This window comes from Streptomyces sp. NPDC003016 (genome assembly GCF_053591455.1).
In genome coordinates, this window is sequence record NZ_JBSFTV010000037.1 from 20,222 (window position 1) to 38,024 (window position 17,803).

Annotated in this window: 16 protein-coding genes; 1 reads left to right on the forward strand and 15 read right to left on the reverse strand. The window is 70.8% G+C overall.

The genetic code is table 11. The features are described from left to right. Positions 1-87: 87 nt before the first annotated feature. The 15 genes from argF to ACWDZ4_RS27640 form a co-directional block, all read right to left on the reverse strand. Complete coding sequence (gene argF / locus ACWDZ4_RS27570; RefSeq protein ID WP_451511084.1) at positions 88-1,095, reverse strand: ornithine carbamoyltransferase; 1,008 nt, start codon at positions 1,093-1,095, stop codon at positions 88-90. 64 nt (positions 1,096-1,159) lie between these two features. Next, positions 1,160-2,392, reverse strand: a complete 1,233-nt coding sequence (locus tag ACWDZ4_RS27575) for an arginine deiminase (protein WP_451511085.1) — start codon at positions 2,390-2,392, stop codon at positions 1,160-1,162. A 199-nt stretch (positions 2,393-2,591) separates the two neighbouring features. Beyond that, complete coding sequence (locus ACWDZ4_RS27580) at positions 2,592-5,150, reverse strand: polynucleotide kinase-phosphatase (RefSeq protein WP_451511086.1); 2,559 nt, start codon at positions 5,148-5,150, stop codon at positions 2,592-2,594. Then, on the reverse strand, positions 5,147-6,643 hold the full coding sequence (locus ACWDZ4_RS27585) for a 3' terminal RNA ribose 2'-O-methyltransferase Hen1 (RefSeq protein WP_451511087.1): 1,497 nt from the start codon (positions 6,641-6,643) through the stop codon (positions 5,147-5,149). The genes ACWDZ4_RS27580 and ACWDZ4_RS27585 overlap by 4 nt, the downstream gene beginning before the upstream one ends. A 41-nt stretch (positions 6,644-6,684) precedes the next feature. Next, positions 6,685-7,620: a homocysteine S-methyltransferase gene (gene mmuM, locus ACWDZ4_RS27590; RefSeq protein ID WP_451511088.1), complete on the reverse strand. Its 936-nt coding sequence runs from the start codon at positions 7,618-7,620 to the stop codon at positions 6,685-6,687. Between the two features lie 32 nt (positions 7,621-7,652). Next, positions 7,653-8,576, reverse strand: coding sequence for an LLM class F420-dependent oxidoreductase (locus tag ACWDZ4_RS27595; RefSeq protein WP_451511089.1), 924 nt, complete (start codon positions 8,574-8,576; stop codon positions 7,653-7,655). A 104-nt stretch (positions 8,577-8,680) separates the two neighbouring features. Further along, complete coding sequence (locus ACWDZ4_RS27600; RefSeq protein ID WP_451511090.1) at positions 8,681-9,208, reverse strand: DUF6099 family protein; 528 nt, start codon at positions 9,206-9,208, stop codon at positions 8,681-8,683. A 140-nt stretch (positions 9,209-9,348) separates the two neighbouring features. Further along, positions 9,349-9,699, reverse strand: coding sequence for a nucleotide pyrophosphohydrolase (locus ACWDZ4_RS27605; protein ID WP_451511091.1), 351 nt, complete (start codon positions 9,697-9,699; stop codon positions 9,349-9,351). Continuing rightward, positions 9,696-10,856: an AAA family ATPase gene (locus ACWDZ4_RS27610; protein ID WP_451511092.1), complete on the reverse strand. Its 1,161-nt coding sequence runs from the start codon at positions 10,854-10,856 to the stop codon at positions 9,696-9,698. Before ACWDZ4_RS27610 ends, ACWDZ4_RS27605 begins: the two co-directional genes overlap by 4 nt. 56 nt (positions 10,857-10,912) lie before the next feature. Then, positions 10,913-11,302: a cell division protein SepF gene (locus ACWDZ4_RS27615; RefSeq protein ID WP_451511093.1), complete on the reverse strand. Its 390-nt coding sequence runs from the start codon at positions 11,300-11,302 to the stop codon at positions 10,913-10,915. Positions 11,303-11,514: 212 nt separating this feature from the next. Continuing rightward, a complete protein-coding gene (locus ACWDZ4_RS27620) occupies positions 11,515-11,964 on the reverse strand; it encodes an SPW repeat domain-containing protein (protein ID WP_451511094.1) in 450 nt (149 codons plus the stop codon). Between the two features lie 145 nt (positions 11,965-12,109). After that, a complete protein-coding gene (locus tag ACWDZ4_RS27625; RefSeq protein ID WP_451511095.1) occupies positions 12,110-12,406 on the reverse strand; it encodes a hypothetical protein in 297 nt (98 codons plus the stop codon). A gap of 109 nt (positions 12,407-12,515) precedes the next feature. After that, the gene (locus ACWDZ4_RS27630; RefSeq protein ID WP_451511096.1) at positions 12,516-13,451 is read right to left on the reverse strand and encodes a DUF2231 domain-containing protein; all 936 of its coding nucleotides are present in this window, start codon (positions 13,449-13,451) and stop codon (positions 12,516-12,518) included. Positions 13,452-13,556: 105 nt separating this feature from the next. Continuing rightward, positions 13,557-14,150, reverse strand: a complete 594-nt coding sequence (locus tag ACWDZ4_RS27635) for a hemerythrin domain-containing protein (protein WP_451511097.1) — start codon at positions 14,148-14,150, stop codon at positions 13,557-13,559. A 13-nt stretch (positions 14,151-14,163) separates the two neighbouring features. Next, the gene (locus ACWDZ4_RS27640) at positions 14,164-15,366 is read right to left on the reverse strand and encodes a hypothetical protein (RefSeq protein WP_451511098.1); all 1,203 of its coding nucleotides are present in this window, start codon (positions 15,364-15,366) and stop codon (positions 14,164-14,166) included. A 373-nt stretch (positions 15,367-15,739) separates the two neighbouring features. Between ACWDZ4_RS27640 and ctaD the strand changes: the two genes are divergently transcribed. Then, a complete protein-coding gene (ctaD, locus tag ACWDZ4_RS27645; protein WP_451511099.1) occupies positions 15,740-17,470 on the forward strand; it encodes an aa3-type cytochrome oxidase subunit I in 1,731 nt (576 codons plus the stop codon). Positions 17,471-17,803: the final 333 nt, after the last annotated feature.

Here is a 17,803-nt window from a genome sequence, read left to right on the forward strand (position 1 = left end):
GGGGTCCGAGCGTGCGAGCTCGGACCCCACCAGTCGGCGACCATACCGGCCGCCGTCGCGCATGTTCACCCGAACAGGCTCATAGCTCTATTCCGGACCGGACATGGTGGCGACGAGCACGGCCTTGATCGTGTGCATACGGTTCTCGGCCTCGTCGAAGACGACCGAGTGAGCCGACTCGAAGACCTCGTCGGTGACTTCGAGCTCGGTCAGGCCGTACTGCGCGTGAATGTCGCGGCCGACCTTGGTGCCGAGGTCGTGGAAGGCCGGCAGGCAGTGCAGGAACTTCACGTCCGGGTTGCCGGTGGCGCGCAGTACGTCCATGGTCACGGCGTACGGGGAGAGGGCCTCGATCCGCTCGGCCCAGACCTCCTTGGGCTCCCCCATCGACACCCAGACGTCGGTGGCGACGAAGTCGGCGCCCAGCACCCCCTCGGCGACGTCCTCGGTGAGGGTGACGCGGGCGCCGCTCAGCTCGGCGGCCCTGCGGGCCTGCGCGACGATGCCGTCGGCCGGCCAGTAGGCCCTGGGCGCGACGATGCGTACGTCCATGCCGAGCAGGGCGCCGGTGACCAGGTAGGAGTTGCCCATGTTGAAGCGGGCGTCCCCCAGGTAGGCGAAGGCGATCCGCTCCAGGGGCTTGGCGCAGTGCTCGGTCATGGTGAGCACGTCGGCGAGCATCTGGGTGGGGTGCCAGTCGTCGGTGAGCCCGTTGAAGACGGGGACGCCGGCGTACGCCGCCAGCTCCTCGACGGCGGCCTGGCTGTCCCCGCGGTACTCGATGCCGTCGAACATCCGGCCCAGCACGCGCGCCGTGTCCTTGACCGACTCCTTGTGCCCGATCTGGGAGCCGGAGGGGTCGAGGTACGTCGTCGACGCGCCCTGGTCGGCGGCGGCGACCTCGAACGCGCAACGGGTGCGGGTGGAGGTCTTCTCGAAGATCAGCGCGATGTTCCTGCCGCGCAGCCGCGACACCTCGGTGCCCGCCTTCTTGGCCGCCTTGAGCTCGGCGGCGAGGTCGATCAGGCCGCGGAACTCCTCCGCGGTGAAGTCCAGCTCCTTGAGGAGGTGGCGGCCTGCGAGGTCTATCGCCATGGTGGCTGCTCCTGAGTCGGGTCGCACATGCGGGAGGTGGAAGTCTATACGAATGAGCGCATCACTATACAGCGTCGCGTTCGACCGGGCAGCTCATGCACCGGGGGCCTCCCCGCCCCCTGCCCAGCTCGTTGCCCTTGATCTCGATGACCTCGATGCCCTGCTTGCGCAGATGGGTGTTGGTGGTGACGTTGCGCTCGTACGCCACGACCACGCCCGGCTCGACCGCCAGCACGTTGCAGCCGTCGTCCCACTGCTCGCGCTCCGCCGCGTGCACGTCCTGGGTGGCCGTCAGCACCCGGACGGAGTCCAGGCCGAGGGCTGCGGCTATGGCGCGGTGCATGTGCTCGGGCGGATGGTCGGTGACCTTCAGCTCACGCTCGCCGTCCCCCGGCTCGATGGTGTACGAGCGGAGCATGCCGAGCCCGGCGTACTGGGTGAAGGTGTCGCCGTCGACCATCGTCATCACCGTGTCGAGGTGCATGAACGCCCGGCTCTTGGGCATGTCGAGCGCCACGATGGTGGTGGCGGAGCCCGCCTCGAAGAGCCCGCGGGCGAGCATCTCCACGGCCTGCGGGGTGGTGCGCTCGCTCATACCGATCAGCACGGCGCCGTTGCCCAGGACCAGGACGTCGCCGCCCTCGATGGTGGAGGGGTAGTCGTGCTGGCCCTCCGACCAGTGGTGGAAGTCCCCCGCCTCCGGACTCCTGAAGAGCGGGTGGTGCTTGTAGATCGCCTCGAAGTGGATGGTCTCGCGCTGCCGGGCCGGCCAGCGCATGGCGTTGATGGACACGCCGTCGTATATCCAGGCGGAGGTGTCCCGGGTGAAGAGATGGTTCGGCAGCGGCTGGATCAGGAAGTCGTCCAGGTCCATGACGTGGAAGCGGACCGAGGTCGGCTCGGGGTGGCGCGCCAGGAACTCCCGTTTCGTCATGCCGCCGACGAGCGCCTCGACCAGATCGGTCACGGGCAGGTCGTCGAACGCCTCGCGCAGGTGGCCGGTGGCGAGCGGACCGTACTCCTTCTCGTCGAAGACCCGGTCCAGGACGAGGTTCCTGGCCGCCGGGACCTCCAGCGACTCGCGCAGCAGATCACCGAAGAGGTGCACCACGACGCCCCGGTCGCGCAGGACGTCGGCGAATCCGTCGTGCTCCTGGCGTGCGCGGCGCACCCACAGCACGTCGTCGAAGAGCAGCGCGTCCTTGTTGCTGGGAGTGAGGCGCTTCAGCTCCAGATCCGGTCGGTGGAGGATGACGCGGCGCAGCCGCCCGGTCTCGGAATCGACATGGAATCCCATGCCCCCATCCTGGCCGAGCGAGGCCGGGCGCGCGGCCCTACGGGCAAGTGCGGCCGTCCGGCGCGCCGTCACGGTGGCGCCGCGCGGCGGCCGGGGGAGAGAACGCCAGGTGCCCCGCGGGGACCTGCCCGTGCGGCCGTGAGGACCGGCCGCCCCCCGCGCGACAGGGTCCGCAGCGCGCAGGGGACGTACCTTCAGGTCACAGCCGCGGGTCGACCGGCTCCGACTCCAGCGCCAGGACCGCGAACACCGCCTCGTGGACCCGCCACAGCGGCTCCCCCTCGGCCAGCCGGTCCAGCGCCTCCAGCCCCAGTGCGTACTCGCGCAGGGCGAGCGAGCGCTTGTGGCCCAGGAACCGGTTGCGCAGCTTGGCGAGCTGCTCCGGGCGGGTGTACTCGGGTCCGTAGATGATCCGCAGGTACTCGCGGCCGCGCACCTTGATGCCCGGCTGCACGAGCCGGTTCTTCCCGTCCCGTACGAGGGCCTCGACCGGCTTGACGACCATGCCCTCGCCGCCCCGGCTGGTCATCTCCAGCCACCAGTCGGTGCCCGACCGCACGGACTCCGGGTCGCCGGTGTCGACGATCAGCCTGCGGGTGGTCTGGAGCAGTGCGGTCGGGTCGTGCTCGACCAGCCGGTCCAGCCAGGCCAGCTGCTGGTCGTGCGGTACGCCCGCGAGCGAGCGGCCCTGGACGGCGAGCAGCTGGAACGGCGCGAGCCGCACGCCCTCCAGCCCTTCGGTGGGCCAGCAGTAGCGCCGGTACGCGTCGGTGAACGCGGCCGCGTCGGCGGCCCGTTCGCGCTGCGTCGCCAGCAGCCCGTCGACGTCGACCCCGCGGGCAGCCGCCCCTTCGAGGGCCGCCAGGGCGCCGGGGAAGACGGCGCGCGACGCGGCGCCCACGGCGGCGTACTGGTGGCGCAGCAGTCCTGACGCCTTGAGCGACCAGGGCATCAGCTCCGCGTCGAGCAGCAGCCAGTCGCTCTGGAGCTCGTCCCAGAGGCCGGCCTCGGTGACGGCGGTCCGCAGCCGGCTGATGATCAGCTCGGTGACGGTCGGGCCCTCGGCGCAGCCGCTGAGGGACTCCGTGAAGAAGGGGCGGCCGGTGCGGGTGTGGATGACGCCGGTGGGGCCGTCCACACCGAACCGCTCGCGCGCCACGTCCGCGTCGCGGCAGACCAGTGCCACCGCCCGGGAGCCCATGTGCTTCTCCTCGCACACGACCCGCGCGACACCGTCCGCCTTGTACGAGGCGAAGGCCTCGGCGGGGTGCTCCAGGTAGCCGTCCACCGCCGACGTGCCGGTCGGGGACATCGTCGGCGGCAGGTAGGCGAGCAGACGCGGGTCGACGGCGAAGCGGCTCATGACTTCGAGCGCGGCGGCCGCGTTCTCCTCGCGTACGGCGACCCGGCCCATGTGACGCGTCTCGACGACCCGGCGGCCGTGCACGTCGGCGAGGTCCAGCGGACGGCCGTCGTGTCCGCCCGGCGCCTCGGTGGTGAGCGGCCTGGCCGGCTCGTACCAGACCTTCTCGGCCGGTACGTCGACGAGTTCGCGCTCCGGCCAGCGCAGCGCCGTCATCCTGCCGCCGAAGACCGCGCCGGTGTCCAGGCAGATGGTGTTGTTGATCCAGGAGGTGTGGCGGACGGGGGTGTGGCCGTAGACGACGGCGGCGCGGCCGCGGTAGTCCTCGGCCCACGGGTAGCGCACGGGCAGGCCGAACTCGTCGGTCTCGCCGGTCGTGTCGCCGTACAGCGCGTGCGAGCGGACCCGGCCGGAAGTACGGCCGTGGTACTTCTCGGGCAGCCCGGCGTGGCACACGACGAGGTTGCCGCCGTCGAGGACGTAGTGGCTGACGAGCCCGTCGATGAACTCCCGCACCTGCGCCTTGAAGCCCTCGTCCTCCTTCTCCAGCTGCTCGATGGTCTCGGCGAGCCCGTGCGTGTGCTGGACGTTCCTGCCCCTGAGGTGACGGCCGAGCTTGTTCTCGTGGTTCCCGGGCACGCACAGCGCGTCGCCGGAGGCGGCCATGCCCATCACCCGGCGCAGCACGCCGGGGCTGTCGGGGCCGCGGTCGACGAGGTCGCCGACGAAGACGGCCGTACGTCCTTCGGGGTGCGACCCGTCGACGTAACCGAGCTTGCTCAGCAGGGTCTCCAGCTCGGAGCGGCAGCCGTGGATGTCACCGATGATGTCGAAGGGGCCGGTGAGGTGGGTGAGGTCGTTGTAGCGGCGCTCCAGCACGACTTCGGCGGCGTCGACCTCCTCCACGCTGCGCAGGACGTGCACCTTGCGGAAGCCCTCGCGCTCCAGGCTCCGCAGCGAACGGCGCAGCTCGCGCCGGTGCCGCTGGATGACGTGGCGGGGCATGCCGGCCCGGTCGGGGCGTACGGCGTTGCGCCCGGCGCACACCTCTTCCGGCAGGTCGAGGACGATCGCGATGGGCAGGACGTCGTACTTCCTGGCCAGCTGGACGAGCTGCTTGCGGCTCTCCTGCTGCACGTTGGTCGCGTCGACGACGGTCAGCCGGCCGGCCTCCAGGCGCTTGCCCGCGATGTAGTGCAGGACGTCGAACGCGTCACGGCTCGCGCTCTGGTCGTTCTCGTCGTCGGCGACCAGGCCGCGGCAGAAGTCGGAGGAGATGACCTCGGTGGGCCTGAAGTGCCGGTGCGCGAAGGTGGACTTGCCGGATCCGGTGGCACCGACCAGGACCACGAGGGACAGGTCGGTGACGGGCAGCGTGCGGGTGGTGGTGCTCATGCGGCTTCCGCCTCCTTCTTGCCCTTCTCGTTCCGCTTGTCCTTCTTGTCCTGCGCGGTCATGGTGAACACGGCCATCTGGGTGGGCGGTCCGACCTCACGGTCCTCGGCCCCGACGGGCACGAACTCGACGCCGTACCCGTGCCGCCGGGCCACGCGCTCCGCCCACTCGCGAAACTCCGCACGCGTCCACTCGAAGCGGTGGTCTCCGTGGCGCGCGTGCCCGGCGGGCAGCGTCTCCCAGCGCACGTTGTACTCGACGTTCGGCGTGGTCACGAGCACGGTCCGCGGACGCGCCGAGCCGAACACGGCGTACTCCAGGGCCGGCAGCCGCGGCAGGTCGAGGTGTTCGACGACCTCGCTGAGCACGGCGGCGTCGTACCCCTTGAGCCGCTTGTCGGTGTACGTGAGAGAGCCCTGCATCAGCTTCACGCGCCCGGCCTGCCGCTCGCCCATGCGGTCCGGCTTCAGCCGTCGCGAGGCGATGGTCAGCGCGCGCATGGACACGTCCACCCCCACGATCTCGGTGAACTTGACGTCCTTGAGCAGTGCCTGCACCAACTGGCCCTGCCCGCAGCCGAGGTCGAGCACCCGGTTCGCCCCGGCCGCGCCCAGCGCCCGGAGGATCGCGTCGCGCCGCTGCACGGCGAGCGGCACCGGCCTGTCCTCCGTGTCGGTCGTCTCGTCGACGGCGTTGTCGATCTCCTCGACCTCCAGGTCGTCGGCCTCGGCGAGGCGCACGAGTTCGAGACGCTCCATGGCCTGCCGGGTCAGCCCCCACCGGCGCGACAGGTACCGGCTGGTGATCAGCTTCTGTTCGGGGTGCTCGGCCAGCCAGCCCTCACCCGCCCGCAGCAGCTTGTCCACCTCGTCGGGCGCGACCCAGTAGTGCTTCGCGTCGTCCAGCACCGGCAGCAGGACGTACAGCTGGCGCAGGGCGTCGGCGAGCCGCAGCTCCCCCTCCAGCACGAGCTGTACGTACCGCGAGTCGCCCCACTGCGGGAACTGCTCGTCCAGCGCCACCGGCTCGGCCCGCACCGTCGTCCAGCCCAGCGGGGCGAACAGCTTCGTCACCAGCTCGGCGCCGCCCCGCGCGGGCAGCGCGGGCACCTCGATGCGCAGCGGCAGCGGGGCCGCCGCACGCCCGGGGCGGGCGTTGCACACGCCGTGCAGGGCGGTCTTGAAGACCGTGCTCAGCGCGACGGCCAGCAGCGACGACGCGGCGTACGGCCGGTCGTTGACGTACTGCGCGAGCGCGGAGTCGGGCGAGCCGCCGCGCCCCTTGCCCTTGCCGCGCCGCACCAGCGCCACCGGGTCCACCTCCAGCAGGAGCGCGGCCGTGCACCGCTCGGCGGACGCCTCGGGATAGAGGACGTGCGCCGTGCCGTGGGAAGTGGAGAACGTCTGCGCCTTGTCGGGGTGCTTGTGCAGCAGAAAACCGAGGTCGGTCGCGGGACGCTCCTGGTTGCCGGTTGTACTGATCGTCAGGAACACACATCCGAGTATCGTCGGCCGAACCCACTCCGACCACGGGTTTAAGCGTCCGGCCCGTCCGGCCCGTCCGCCCCGGCCGCCCCGGCCAACTCGGCGATCTCCGCGGGCCCGACCCGGCAGCAGCCGCCGACCAGCCGGGCCCCGGCCGCCCGCCACTCGCGCACCCGCGCCGGGTCGTACGTGCCCCCGCCGCGCCAGCGCCTGCCCCGCGCGTCCCACTGCTCACCGCTGTTCGGGTAGACGACGACCGGCTTCCCGCTCACCGAGGCCGCGAGCTCCACCGCCGCGTCCGCATCGCGCGGCTCGCAGCAGTTGATGCCCACGGCGATCACCTGGTCGTTGCCCGCCGCGAGGGCGAAGGCCGCGTCCAGCGGCTGGCCGGCCCGGGTCCGCCCGCCCGCGATGCTGTACGACAGCCAGACCGGCGCCCCGGACCCCTCGACGGCCCGCAGCAGCGCCTCGGCCTCGTCGGTGTCGGGCACCGTCTCCAGTGCCAGCACATCGGGCGCCGCCGCGACGAGCGCTTCGACGCGCGGCCGGTGGAAGCGTTCCAGTTCCCGCACCGAGAGCCCGTACCGCCCCCGGTACTCGCTGCCGTCGGCGAGCATCGCCCCGTACGGGCCGACCGAGGCCGCCACCCAGATCTCCCGGGCCGCGGACTCCCCCGCCGCACGCGCCAGTTCGACGCTGCGCGCCAGCAGCTCCGCGGCCCCGGCCGGACCGATGCCCCGCCGGGCGAAACCCTCGAACGTCGCCTGGTAGCCGGCGGTGATCAGCACCTGCGCGCCCGCCCGCACGTACGCCGTGTGCGCCGCCGCGATCTGCTGCGGCCCGTCGGCGAGCAACCGGGCCGACCACAGCGCGTCGGACAGGTCGCAGCCCTGCGCCTCCAGCTGGTTGGACAGGCCGCCGTCAAGGACGACGGCTCGCCGGGCAGCGGCGTCGAGCGCGGCGGCGAGCGGACGGACGGGCTTCACGGTGGGGCTCCTGAATCGGTCGGCCGTACGGGTCAGTTCAGCTGGGACAGCACGTGCGAGGAGATCAGCTCCAGGTGTTCGATGTCGTCCAGGTCCAGCATCTGGAGGTAGACCCGGGACGTTCCGATCGCGGCGTACTGCCCGATCTTGTCGACCACCTCGGCGGGCGATCCCGCCAGCCCGTTCGCCTTGAGCTCCTCCACGTCCCGCCCGATGGCCGCCGCCCGGCGCGCCACCTCCGCGTCGTCCTTGCCGACGCACGCCACCAGCGCGTTGGAGTACACCAGGTCGTCCGCCCTGCGCCCGATCTTCTCGGCGGCCGCCCCGACCCGCCCGAACTGCCGCTCGCTGTCCTCCAGCGAGGCGAACGGGATGTTGAACTCGTCGGCGTACTGCGCGGCCAGCCGCGGCGTACGGACCGCGCCGTGCCCGCCGACCAGCACCGGCACCTTCGCCTGCGCGGGCTTGGGCAGCGCGGGCGAGTCCGTCAGCCGGTAGTACGTCCCGTCGTAGCTGAACGTCTTGCCGGCCTCCGTCGCCCACAGCCCGGTGACGATGGCCAGCTGCTCCTCCAGGCGGCCGAACTTCTCCTTCGGGAACGGGATGCCGTACGCCCGGTGCTCCTCCTCGAACCAGCCTGCTCCCAGCCCGAGTTCGACCCGGCCGCCCGACATCTGGTCGACCTGCGCGACCTGGATGGCCAGCACGCCCGGCAGCCGGAACGTACCCGCGGTCATCAGCGTGCCGAGCCTGATCCGCTTGGTCTCGCGGGCGAGCCCGGCCAGCGTGATCCAGGCGTCGGTCGGCCCGGGGAGACCGTCGCCCGGCCCCATGCGCAAGTAGTGGTCGGAGCGGTAGAAGGCGTCGAAGCCGAGGTCCTCGGTGGCCTTGGCGACGGTGAGCAGGGTGTCGTAGCTCGCCCCTTGCTGGGGCTCGGTGAAGATTCGAAGATCCATGCCTCCATCCTGCACCGCCCGGCTGCCGCCGACCCCACCTGCCGCACCCGGCCCGCGCCCGCCCCGCCGGATGAGTCCCCGTCGGCCGGGCGGGGCCGAACCGGTCACAGCGGCTCCGCCGCCGAGCCGTGAGCCGCGCCACGGCGCCTGTCCTCCTCCCGCACCGCGAGCCGGCGCAATAACCCACGCACCCGGTCGCTCGACTCGTCGGCGGCGTCGATGGCCTCGATGCACTGCCAGTAGAGCGCCTCCTCGTCCGTGGCGCACGCGACCCCGACGAGGGCGATCCCCACCTCCCCGAGCAGCCCGCCGAGCCGGACCAACGCCGTGCGTGCGTCTCCCAGTTCGGAAAGCTGCGCGGCCCGCGGCCGCGCGTCCGGGGGCAGTCTGACGGCAGACTCCACCCCTCCCGCGTACAGCGCGGGGAGGTCGAGGACTCCGCAGCCCCGCCCGCCCGTCTCGCTCAGTCCGCGCGCCTCGCCCCTCAGCTCCGCCGGACCGGTCAACGCCAGTTGGCCGCCGACCGCCTGCGTCAGTGCCTGCGCCTGCCATGCCTCCACCAGAATGTCCGGCGCCGACCGGCTCTGCGCGAGCGCGTACCGGCTCTGCCCGATGAGCCTCACCGCGTCCATGTGCCCGCCCCCGTCCCTGCCATGGCCCGCCTCTTCCGCGCACCACTCTCCTGTCCACTACCCAGAGTGAAGGCGTGGGGCCCGGAAAGCCAGAGCTGTGGCGAAATCTGTGGACAGAATTACGATTCTGGATAGGTTCATCACTCCGGAGAGTGACGATCCTTGATTTTCGGCACCGGAAAGCGCAGTTCGTTCCGGTCGATCTTCGCCGCCAGCGCCGCCAGCACATCGATCCCGAGCACCTCACTGAACTGCAGCAGGTACGCGAGGACATCGGCGACCTCGTCCGCCACCCGGTGCGCGGATCGCGGGTCCTCCATCACCCGCGCCGACTCCTCGGGCGTCAGCCACTGGAAGATCTCCAGCAGTTCGGACGCCTCCACGCTCAGCGCCGCCGCCAGGTTCTTCGGCGTGTGGTACGGCCCCCACCCCCGAGCCGCCGCGAATTCGGCCAGCCGCCGCTGCAGTCCCGCTACATCCGGTTCAGTCACGGCCCCAGGTCTACCACCGCCACTCCGTCCACCCCGCGCGCGTACGAGGCGTCCGTGACCGTCCCCACCAGCCTGATGTGCCCCTCGGCGCAGACCGAGGCCGCCAGCGCCACCAGTTCCCGCACCTGCCGCCCGTCCATCGACCGGTCGAAGCCGTCCGCGAGGACCGTCAGCGCCTGCATCGCCGCGGGCACCTCGGCGACGGTGTCCACGGCCAGCACCCCCGGCCCGGTCAGCAGCACGAGCGCGAGTGCCAGGTACCTCAGCTCGCCGTCCCCCAGCCGCCCCAAGGGCGTGGCCCACGGGCCGCCCCGGCCCACCAGCGCCCGTACCCTCCCGTCCGCGAGCTCCTCCACGGCCAGCGCCTCCACCGGCCCGGGGCACCCCGACCGCACCGTCGCGGCCAGCCGCGCGTGACGCCTCGCGCACTGCTGGTGGGTGCGCCACAGCACCTCCGCGAGGTTGTCGCAGCCACGCCGCAGCCGGGCGTCGCCCCGCGCCACCGGCTCCCGCATGCGCGCGGGCTGCGGGTCGCACGCGAACACCGACCGCAGCGCGAGAACCACCTGTTCCGCGGCGGCCAGCACCCGCAGCTGCCCCGCCGTCTTGCCGGCCACCCGCAGCGGCAGCAGCGCCGTACCCAGCCGGTCGCCGGGCAGCGGCGCCCGTGTCACCGGAGCCGTGCCCGCCGTGTACCAGGCCGCCTGCACCGTGCTGCGCCCCGGATCGCGCAGCGCGGTGGTCAGCAGCGTCTGCCCGTCGCAGGTCAGCCGCTCGCCGACGACGCGCAGCTCGGGTTCGGCCTGGACGGCGAGATCGAGGCGGACGGGGCCCGCGGGTCCCTCCACGGTGCAGCCGATCCTGAAACCCCGCCGCCCCTGGGCGTCGGGCCCCGTCCGTTCCGGCACGCATCCCGCCGGATCCCGGAACACCTCGCCCAGCGCGGCGCCCCCGCCGAGGCGGGCCAGTGCGCCGTACACCTCCAGGACGCTCGACTTGCCGCTGCCGCTGGCGCCCGTGAACAGGGTCACCGGGCCGAGCGGGAAGGTCGCGCCGCGGTGCGACCTGAAGGCCGAGAGGCGCAGTTCGGTGACCGTGGGGACGCCACGGTCGTCGGCCGGAGGTCGGGGGCGCTGCCCCGGGGAGAGCACAGTCATGGCCGGGACGGTACGCAGTCCCGGCCATGACGAACCGTTACCTCTGACGGACGTTCCTACCTTTGAGGGACTGCTGCCGCCTCGGCCCCCTCGACCTCCATGCCGGCCGGCGACAGCAGGAAGACGTTCCGGTCGACCCGGTGCATGCCGCTGCCGAGCCCGAAGACCACACCGCTGCTGAAGTCGAGGATGCGTTTGGCCACATCGGTGTCCGCCGCGGTCAGGTCCAGGAGCACCGGTACCTGCGCGATCAGGTACTCCGCGACCTCACGGGCGTCGGAGAAGACCTGCACGCGCAGCACGATCATCCGCCGGTGCTCGGCGGCCTCCTGCTCCTGCGACATCGTGCGGTGATCGACCCTGGAGGGCCACTCGTTCCTGCTGCGCAGCGGCACTACCTGAGCGAGCCCGGCCCACTGTTCGTCGGTGACGTCGTACCTGCTCACCGGACCACTCCGCTCACGTGCTGTGTCTGCATCGGGCCATCTTCCCGCGACTCACCCGTTCGGCCCAACAACGACACGGACCGGATGACGGGACTCACACCGGCGTGACGGTTTCCCGTACCTCTTCCCGTACGGCTTCCCGTGCCGAGACCACCGCGCGGGCGGCAGCCGAGCCCGCCGGCTCCGACTCCGGCCGGTTCACTCCGGCCGGTTCACTCCGGCCGGTCCTCGGCTCTCCTGGACGCGCGCAGGAGCAGCAGCGATGCGACGGCCACCACCACCAGGACGATGCCGGCGGCCACGTCGAAGACCTGTGCGCCGTCGAAGACCACGGTGTTCTGCAGGCTCAGCACCCACGGTGATGCGATCAGCCAGGCCCCCGCCACCAGGACGACCAGGTCGGACCACATTCCGAAGTGCCACTTGAACCGCATCAGGGCGACGAAGAACACGATCAGCCCCACGGCCAGCTCGTTGCGGTGGATGTCCTTGGCCGAGTCGGGCAGGCCCACGACCCAGGGGGCGACGAACAGGGCGATGCTGACCAGTACCGTCAGCAGCCCGAGGAGCTGTTCACGCTGGTCCCGCCTGAGAGAGCTCTTGGTGCCGGGCGGCACGGACGCGCGTGAAGACGTCGAAGACATGGGGTTCCCAGCGTTCATGGTCCACTCCTCGTATCGGCGGAGAACCGGAGAGCCGTCCGCACCGCCCCGGCCGGCGGGAGACGGCGCCGGAGCGGGGCCCTGCGGTTCCGGCCGCCCCTGGTCCGTGCCGCCGCGGCGGACACCCCGCGGTGGAGCGGCGCCGTCATTGCTGCGAGGTCCGGTACGGCGGGCGGGGGACGGTAGCGGCGGCCCCCGCCCGCACCGCTGCCACCACGGCGTCGTGCAGGATCCGGCTGTCGGCCTCCGAAGGGCAGCGCGTGGGACTGCCCGACATGGTGAACCAGTCGGACGACCCGCTGTACTGGACAGCGATGCGCGCTTCCCCGCCTGCCCACGTGGTGTGCACGGTGAGGTCGCCCGCCAGGACGCCCGCCTCGTCGGTGAGCACCCCACCACGGCCCGACAGCACCCCGAGCGTTGTCCATGAAGCCCAGTCCATATTCTCCAGCTTCACACCGGCGGTCCGTATCCGCGACTGACGAGGGTCGCGGTACGCACCTGGCGCGGCGTACCGCCGCCGGCGCCCGCCCCCGACCGCACCGCCCCGGTCAGCCCTCCGCGATGCCGCGGCCCGTACGGTGGCCGTTCCCCGGGCCCGCTTCCTCCAGGTCCAGGTCCCGGAGCCGTGCTTCCACGCGGCCGCCCACGATGCGCGTGTCGAACGCGGGCTGGGGGGCGGTCGCCGGGCCGCCGACGTTCCAGCCGTCGGACAGCCGGAAAGTACTGCCGTGCCAGGGGCACCGGACGCATCCGTCGATGATCTCCCCCTCCGACAGGGGGCCGGCCAGGTGGCTGCACTGGTCGGCCAGAACGTGAACGGCCCCGCCTGCCTCGCGGACGACCATGACCGGCACCTCGTCCATGTGGCGCCGTACCGGCTTGCCCACCGGGAGGCCGGCCAGCTCGCCCAGGGTGTGCCAGCCGGGTTTCACCAGGTGAGGGACCTGTTCGGCGTGGTTGGCACCGGATGCCTGGCGGTAGGCCATGTGGCCGCCCAGCGCGCCGCCGGCACCGATCAGGCACAGCCCGGCGAACCCCAGGGCCTTCCCGCGGCCGTCACGGCCGCGGGAACGCGCGGCGAAGGAGCCGGCATAGAGCGCGACCGCGCTGATGTTGGCCGCGGCGTGGACCAGGCCGACGCGCATCTGTGGACGGCGCAGTTCCGCCCAGTCGGTCCAGCCCGCCACCGCGGCGGGCAGCGCGGTCATCAGGCCCACGCCCACCAGGGCGCGCGCCGCCCGGCGCTGCCCGGGCAACAGATCCAGAACCGCTGCGGACATCCAGGTGCCGATGGGCACCTGCACCATCAGAGGATGCACCGGATGCCCCAGCCAGCGCCCGTGCAGGGCGTCCCGGCCGCGCCCGAGCGGCGCCGCACGCACCGCCCGCCGCACGGCGTCGATCAGTGGGTCGGCTCCGGGCCGGCGCTCCAGGCGGTCCACGGCGGACAGAATCCGGCCGGGGCCTTTCCTCGACGTATCCATGAAACCCATGTAACCCGCGCGAACCCGTCGGAAACGAACCGAGCGGGCGAGCGGGTTACGGGGGTGGTCGAACCACCTGAGGGCGGTGCACCGGCGAGGGGCGGTTCAGCCGTCGTGCCCCATGGCCTTACGAACGGCGTCCTTGGTGCGGTCCATCAGCGCGGCGACCGGACCGAGCGCCATGTTGGCCGCGCCGGACTGCACTCCGGGATGGGGCCGGGTGGGCGCCATCGCTTCGGCGGCCTTGACGCCCTTGGCCATGGAGGCGAGTTTGGCCGCGTCGGTGCTGCGCCGGATGTGGGTGAACTCGTAGCGCTCCTCGGCGCGCGCGTGCTCCTGGACGTCGGCCCGCAGGGCGATCAGCCGGGGCAGGAACTTCGGGTCGTCGGTGTCCATGTCGTCGAGCGCCGCGAGAGTCTCCTTGGCCTCCCGCTCCTCCCTCAGCCGGTCCTTGACGACCTGCTCACCGCCCGGGAGATTGCGGCGGGCGAAGGGGTGGACCACTTCCTCCTCGGCGGTCTCGTGCACGGCGAGGAGACGTACCAGACGGCGGAAGGCGTCCTTGCGGGCGTCACCCGTCGACTGCTCGACCTCGTCGAAGAGGTTGCGGATGTCTCCGTGCTGGCGCATGAGCAGCGCCACCACGTCGGTGTCGGCCGCGTGGTCGTCGCCGGCCTGCGGAGTGTGCGTCTCAGTCATGCCGAACCTTCCGTCAGTTGTTCTCTCGCATGGCGGGATCGGGGTGCTCGCCCTCGGTCTCCAGCCGGTACTCGCGGCCGAACATGGCGTCGTGCTGGGTGATCACCTGCTCGCTGGGGGGCTCTTCGCCGCCGTGGATCTGTTCCTGCATCTGCTCGAAGCGCTCGTGCGCGTCGCGGACGTAGCCGGCGCCCAGGGTCGTCAGGTCCATCTGGGTGTCGAGCAGCTCGCGCAGGTACGCCTTGTTCGGCTCGAAGGTCAGGACGTTGGGCAGCTGCGGCGCGAGGATCTCCGCCGGATCGCGGCCGTCGTGACGCCGCATCAGGTCACAGGCGATGTGCAGGTGTTCGAGCTCCATGTTCAGATGCAGCTCCCAGATGGCCTTCACCCTGGGGTCGCTCTCCTGCTCCATGAAGGAGTGGTAGAGGTAGCACTCGTTGTACTCGTGGTTGACGAGCTGCTCCCACCACGTCTCGCCCGGGTCGACGAGCGACTCGTAGTGGGTGACGTGCTCCTCCTCGATCAGCCCGATCTCCTGGTAGAGCTGACGGGCGATCGGCTCCATGTAGGTGGGGCCGGTGTTCATGTAGAAGTTCATCGTCTGCTGCTCCGCCGACAGGACCGTCAGCGCGTGCAGCTTGGACAGGGGGTCGGTCCGGGTCCGGTCGTACGGATCGCGGACGTTGTCCACCGGGTTCCGGTGGTGGTACTTGGTCGGGCGGCCCGGCATGACCTCCGTCAGGCCGTCGACGATCGACTCCGCCTTGCGGTGCTCGATCATCTCGTACAGGTTCGCGTACCGGTACAGGTGGTCGAAGTCCTCCAGTACGCCGAACTGGTAGGCCTGCTTGAGGTACGGGTCCGGCTCCATCCGCGCGATCCACGCGGTGAGGTCGACCGCGACCTGCTCATAGGCGATCGTCGTCTCCAGCACCGAAGACACCCCGGGCAGAAGCCAGTTCACGACTTTCTGCTGCTGTGCCTCGATGTAGCGGGTCCTCGCCAGCTGCCTCTTGATCTCCGGATCGACGGTGTGACGAGCGAGCTGGTGGCTGAACAGGATCGCCTCCACCTCGATCCCGTTCATGGTGATGATGCGGCACCGGGTGTACGGGTCACAGTGATCGGGGTCGATCGGTTCGACATTCAGCTCCCGCCAGTTCCTGAGCTGACGGTCCAGCGGGATACCGCGCTGCTCCAAAGGGTTGAACGTCATCTGCGCCTCCTTGGCGGACTTGACGGACCGGGTTCGAACTGCCGGAGTACCCCGATGAACCTTGTCCACACGGACGTACGGCAGAACGCTGGCCATGCTCCGGGCGCCATGGGCCGCGACCCCGGCACCGCGCCGGAGCAGGCGCACTCTCACCCGTCCGGGCCAGCCGCGCCGCGCGAATTCCCGCTCCCGGCGGGGCGGTCCGTCCGGATTCAGTTTCCGCACCGCACAAGGCAATTGGGATATTAGATGTCTATTGTGAAACCTGGTTCGGCGGCGCGCCACTGCGGCGCGCAGTGCATAAAGTTTGGGATAGCGACGAGGGGGTACTTCGCCGCGCGACCTGCCCACGCATGAGCCCATAAGGATTCGTATGGCCACCTCGACCGAGCCGGTCGCCCCTGTCCCCGTAGCAGGCCGCGGCGTCGGCCGTGTGGTGGTGAACTGGCTGACCACCACGGATCACAAGAAGATCGGGCATCTTTATCTGATCACGTCGTTCACGTTCTTTCTCTTCGGCGGGCTGCTCGCCCTGGTGATGCGGGCCGAGCTGGCCAGGCCGGGCATCCAGCTGATTTCGAACGAGCAGTACAACCAGGCGTTCACCATGCACGGCACCGTGATGCTGCTCCTGTTCGCCACCCCGACCTTCGCCGGATTCGCCAACGCCATCATGCCGTTGCAGATCGGCTCGCCCGACGTGGCGTTCCCGCGGCTGAACATGCTGTCGTACTGGCTTTTCCTCTTCGGCGGGCTCATCGTGGTCGGAGGTCTTCTGACCTCGAACGGCACGGCCGACTTCGGCTGGACGGCCTACACCCCGCTCAGCCGTGCGGAACGCTCGCCCTCCATCGGCTCCGACATGTGGATCATGGGGCTGGCGCTCTCCGGCTTCGGCACGATCCTCGGCGCGGTCAACTTCATCACCACGATCATCTGCATGCGCGCCCCGGGCATGACGATGTTCCGCATGCCGCTGTTCACGTGGAACGTGCTGCTCACGTCCGTCCTGGTCCTGCTCGCCTTCCCGGTCCTCGCGGCCGCGCTGCTGGTCCTGGAATCGGACCGCCGCTTCGGCTCCCACGTCTTCGCTCCCGAGAACGGCGGAACACTGCTGTGGCAGCACCTGTTCTGGTTCTTCGGGCACCCGGAGGTCTACGTCCTGGCGCTGCCGTTCTTCGGCGTGGTGACCGAGATCTTTCCGGTGTTCTCGCGCAAGCCACTGTTCGGTTACATCGGACTGGTCGGCGCCACCATCGCCATCACCGGGCTCTCGCTGACCGTATGGGCGCACCACATGTTCGCCACCGGCGCGGTCCTGCTGCCGTTCTTCTCCTTCATGACGTTCCTCATCGCTGTTCCGACCGGTGTCAAGTTCTTCAACTGGATCGGCACGATGTGGAAAGGGTCCATCTCCTTCGAGACACCCATGCTGTGGGCTGTCGGTTTCCTCGTGACGTTCCTGTTCGGCGGACTGACCGGCATCATCCTCGCCTCGCCGCCGATGGACTTCCACGTCACCGACTCGTACTTCGTCGTGGCTCATTTCCACTACGTACTGTTCGGCACGATCGTTTTCGCGATGTTCGCCGGATTCCACTTCTGGTGGCCGAAAATGACCGGCACCATGCTCGACGAGCGCCTGGGGAAGATTCATTTCTGGACGCTCTTCGTCGGCTTCCACATGACGTTCCTCGTACAGCACTGGCTGGGCGCGGAAGGCATGCCCCGCCGCTACGCCGACTACCTGGCCGCCGACGGGTTCACCGGGCTCAACACCCTGTCGTCGGTCGGTGCGTTCCTTCTGGGCCTGTCGACGCTGCCGTTCCTCTACAACGTCTGGAAGACCGCGAAGTACGGAAAGCGGATCGAAGTCGACGACCCCTGGGGGTACGGGCGTTCCCTGGAATGGGCGACCTCCTGCCCGCCGCCCCGCCACAACTTCCTCACCCTGCCGAAGATCCGCTCCGAATCCCCCGCCTTCGATCTGCACCATCCCGCTGTGGCCGCCATTGACCGGGTGGAGAACGAGGGCCTGCGCGACGTGGCCGAACCCGGCGAAGGCGTGGCCTCGCCCCTGTCCGACCGCGAGAACGGGAAGTGACGCCGGGGAAGCCACGCCCGGCCCGGGGAACGTCACCGGGGGGCGTCAAACGGGAAGCGGGACTCCCTCACCGGAAGCTTCCTCACCCCACACCCTGTGGGCGGCCACAGAAGCGGCACCCCCGCCCCGCGCCCACCAGGGAACCGCGGTCCACCCTCCTTGGCTCCGTCTGCGCCGCACCGGGCGACCGGCCCGAAGAGCGCCCACACACCGAAGGCCGGACCGAACAGTGCGAGGCTCGCCAGGTCAGTGATCGTGACCCCTGTGAAGGCATGGTCTCGGCAGCGCGCGAACAGCCCCTTGTGCCTGCGGCGGCACGGCCGGTGGAAGGTT

What these genes read in the sequence shown, in the direction of transcription:
- ACWDZ4_RS27635 (WP_451511097.1), bottom strand. Translation starts at nt 14,150, where the DNA reads ATGACTGAGACGCACACTCCGCAGGCCGGCGACGACCACGCGGCCGAC.
- ACWDZ4_RS27625 (WP_451511095.1), bottom strand. Translation starts at nt 12,406, where the DNA reads ATGGACTGGGCTTCATGGACAACGCTCGGGGTGCTGTCGGGCCGTGGT.
- ACWDZ4_RS27580 (WP_451511086.1), bottom strand. Translation starts at nt 5,150, where the DNA reads ATGAGCACCACCACCCGCACGCTGCCCGTCACCGACCTGTCCCTCGTG.
- ACWDZ4_RS27575 (WP_451511085.1), bottom strand. Translation starts at nt 2,392, where the DNA reads ATGGGATTCCATGTCGATTCCGAGACCGGGCGGCTGCGCCGCGTCATC.
- ctaD (WP_451511099.1), top strand. Translation starts at nt 15,740, where the DNA reads ATGGCCACCTCGACCGAGCCGGTCGCCCCTGTCCCCGTAGCAGGCCGC.
- ACWDZ4_RS27610 (WP_451511092.1), bottom strand. Translation starts at nt 10,856, where the DNA reads ATGACTGTGCTCTCCCCGGGGCAGCGCCCCCGACCTCCGGCCGACGAC.
- ACWDZ4_RS27620 (WP_451511094.1), bottom strand. Translation starts at nt 11,964, where the DNA reads ATGAACGCTGGGAACCCCATGTCTTCGACGTCTTCACGCGCGTCCGTG.
- argF (WP_451511084.1), bottom strand. Translation starts at nt 1,095, where the DNA reads ATGGCGATAGACCTCGCAGGCCGCCACCTCCTCAAGGAGCTGGACTTC.
- ACWDZ4_RS27600 (WP_451511090.1), bottom strand. Translation starts at nt 9,208, where the DNA reads ATGGACGCGGTGAGGCTCATCGGGCAGAGCCGGTACGCGCTCGCGCAG.
- ACWDZ4_RS27595 (WP_451511089.1), bottom strand. Translation starts at nt 8,576, where the DNA reads ATGGATCTTCGAATCTTCACCGAGCCCCAGCAAGGGGCGAGCTACGAC.
- ACWDZ4_RS27640 (WP_451511098.1), bottom strand. Translation starts at nt 15,366, where the DNA reads ATGACGTTCAACCCTTTGGAGCAGCGCGGTATCCCGCTGGACCGTCAG.
- ACWDZ4_RS27630 (WP_451511096.1), bottom strand. Translation starts at nt 13,451, where the DNA reads ATGGATACGTCGAGGAAAGGCCCCGGCCGGATTCTGTCCGCCGTGGAC.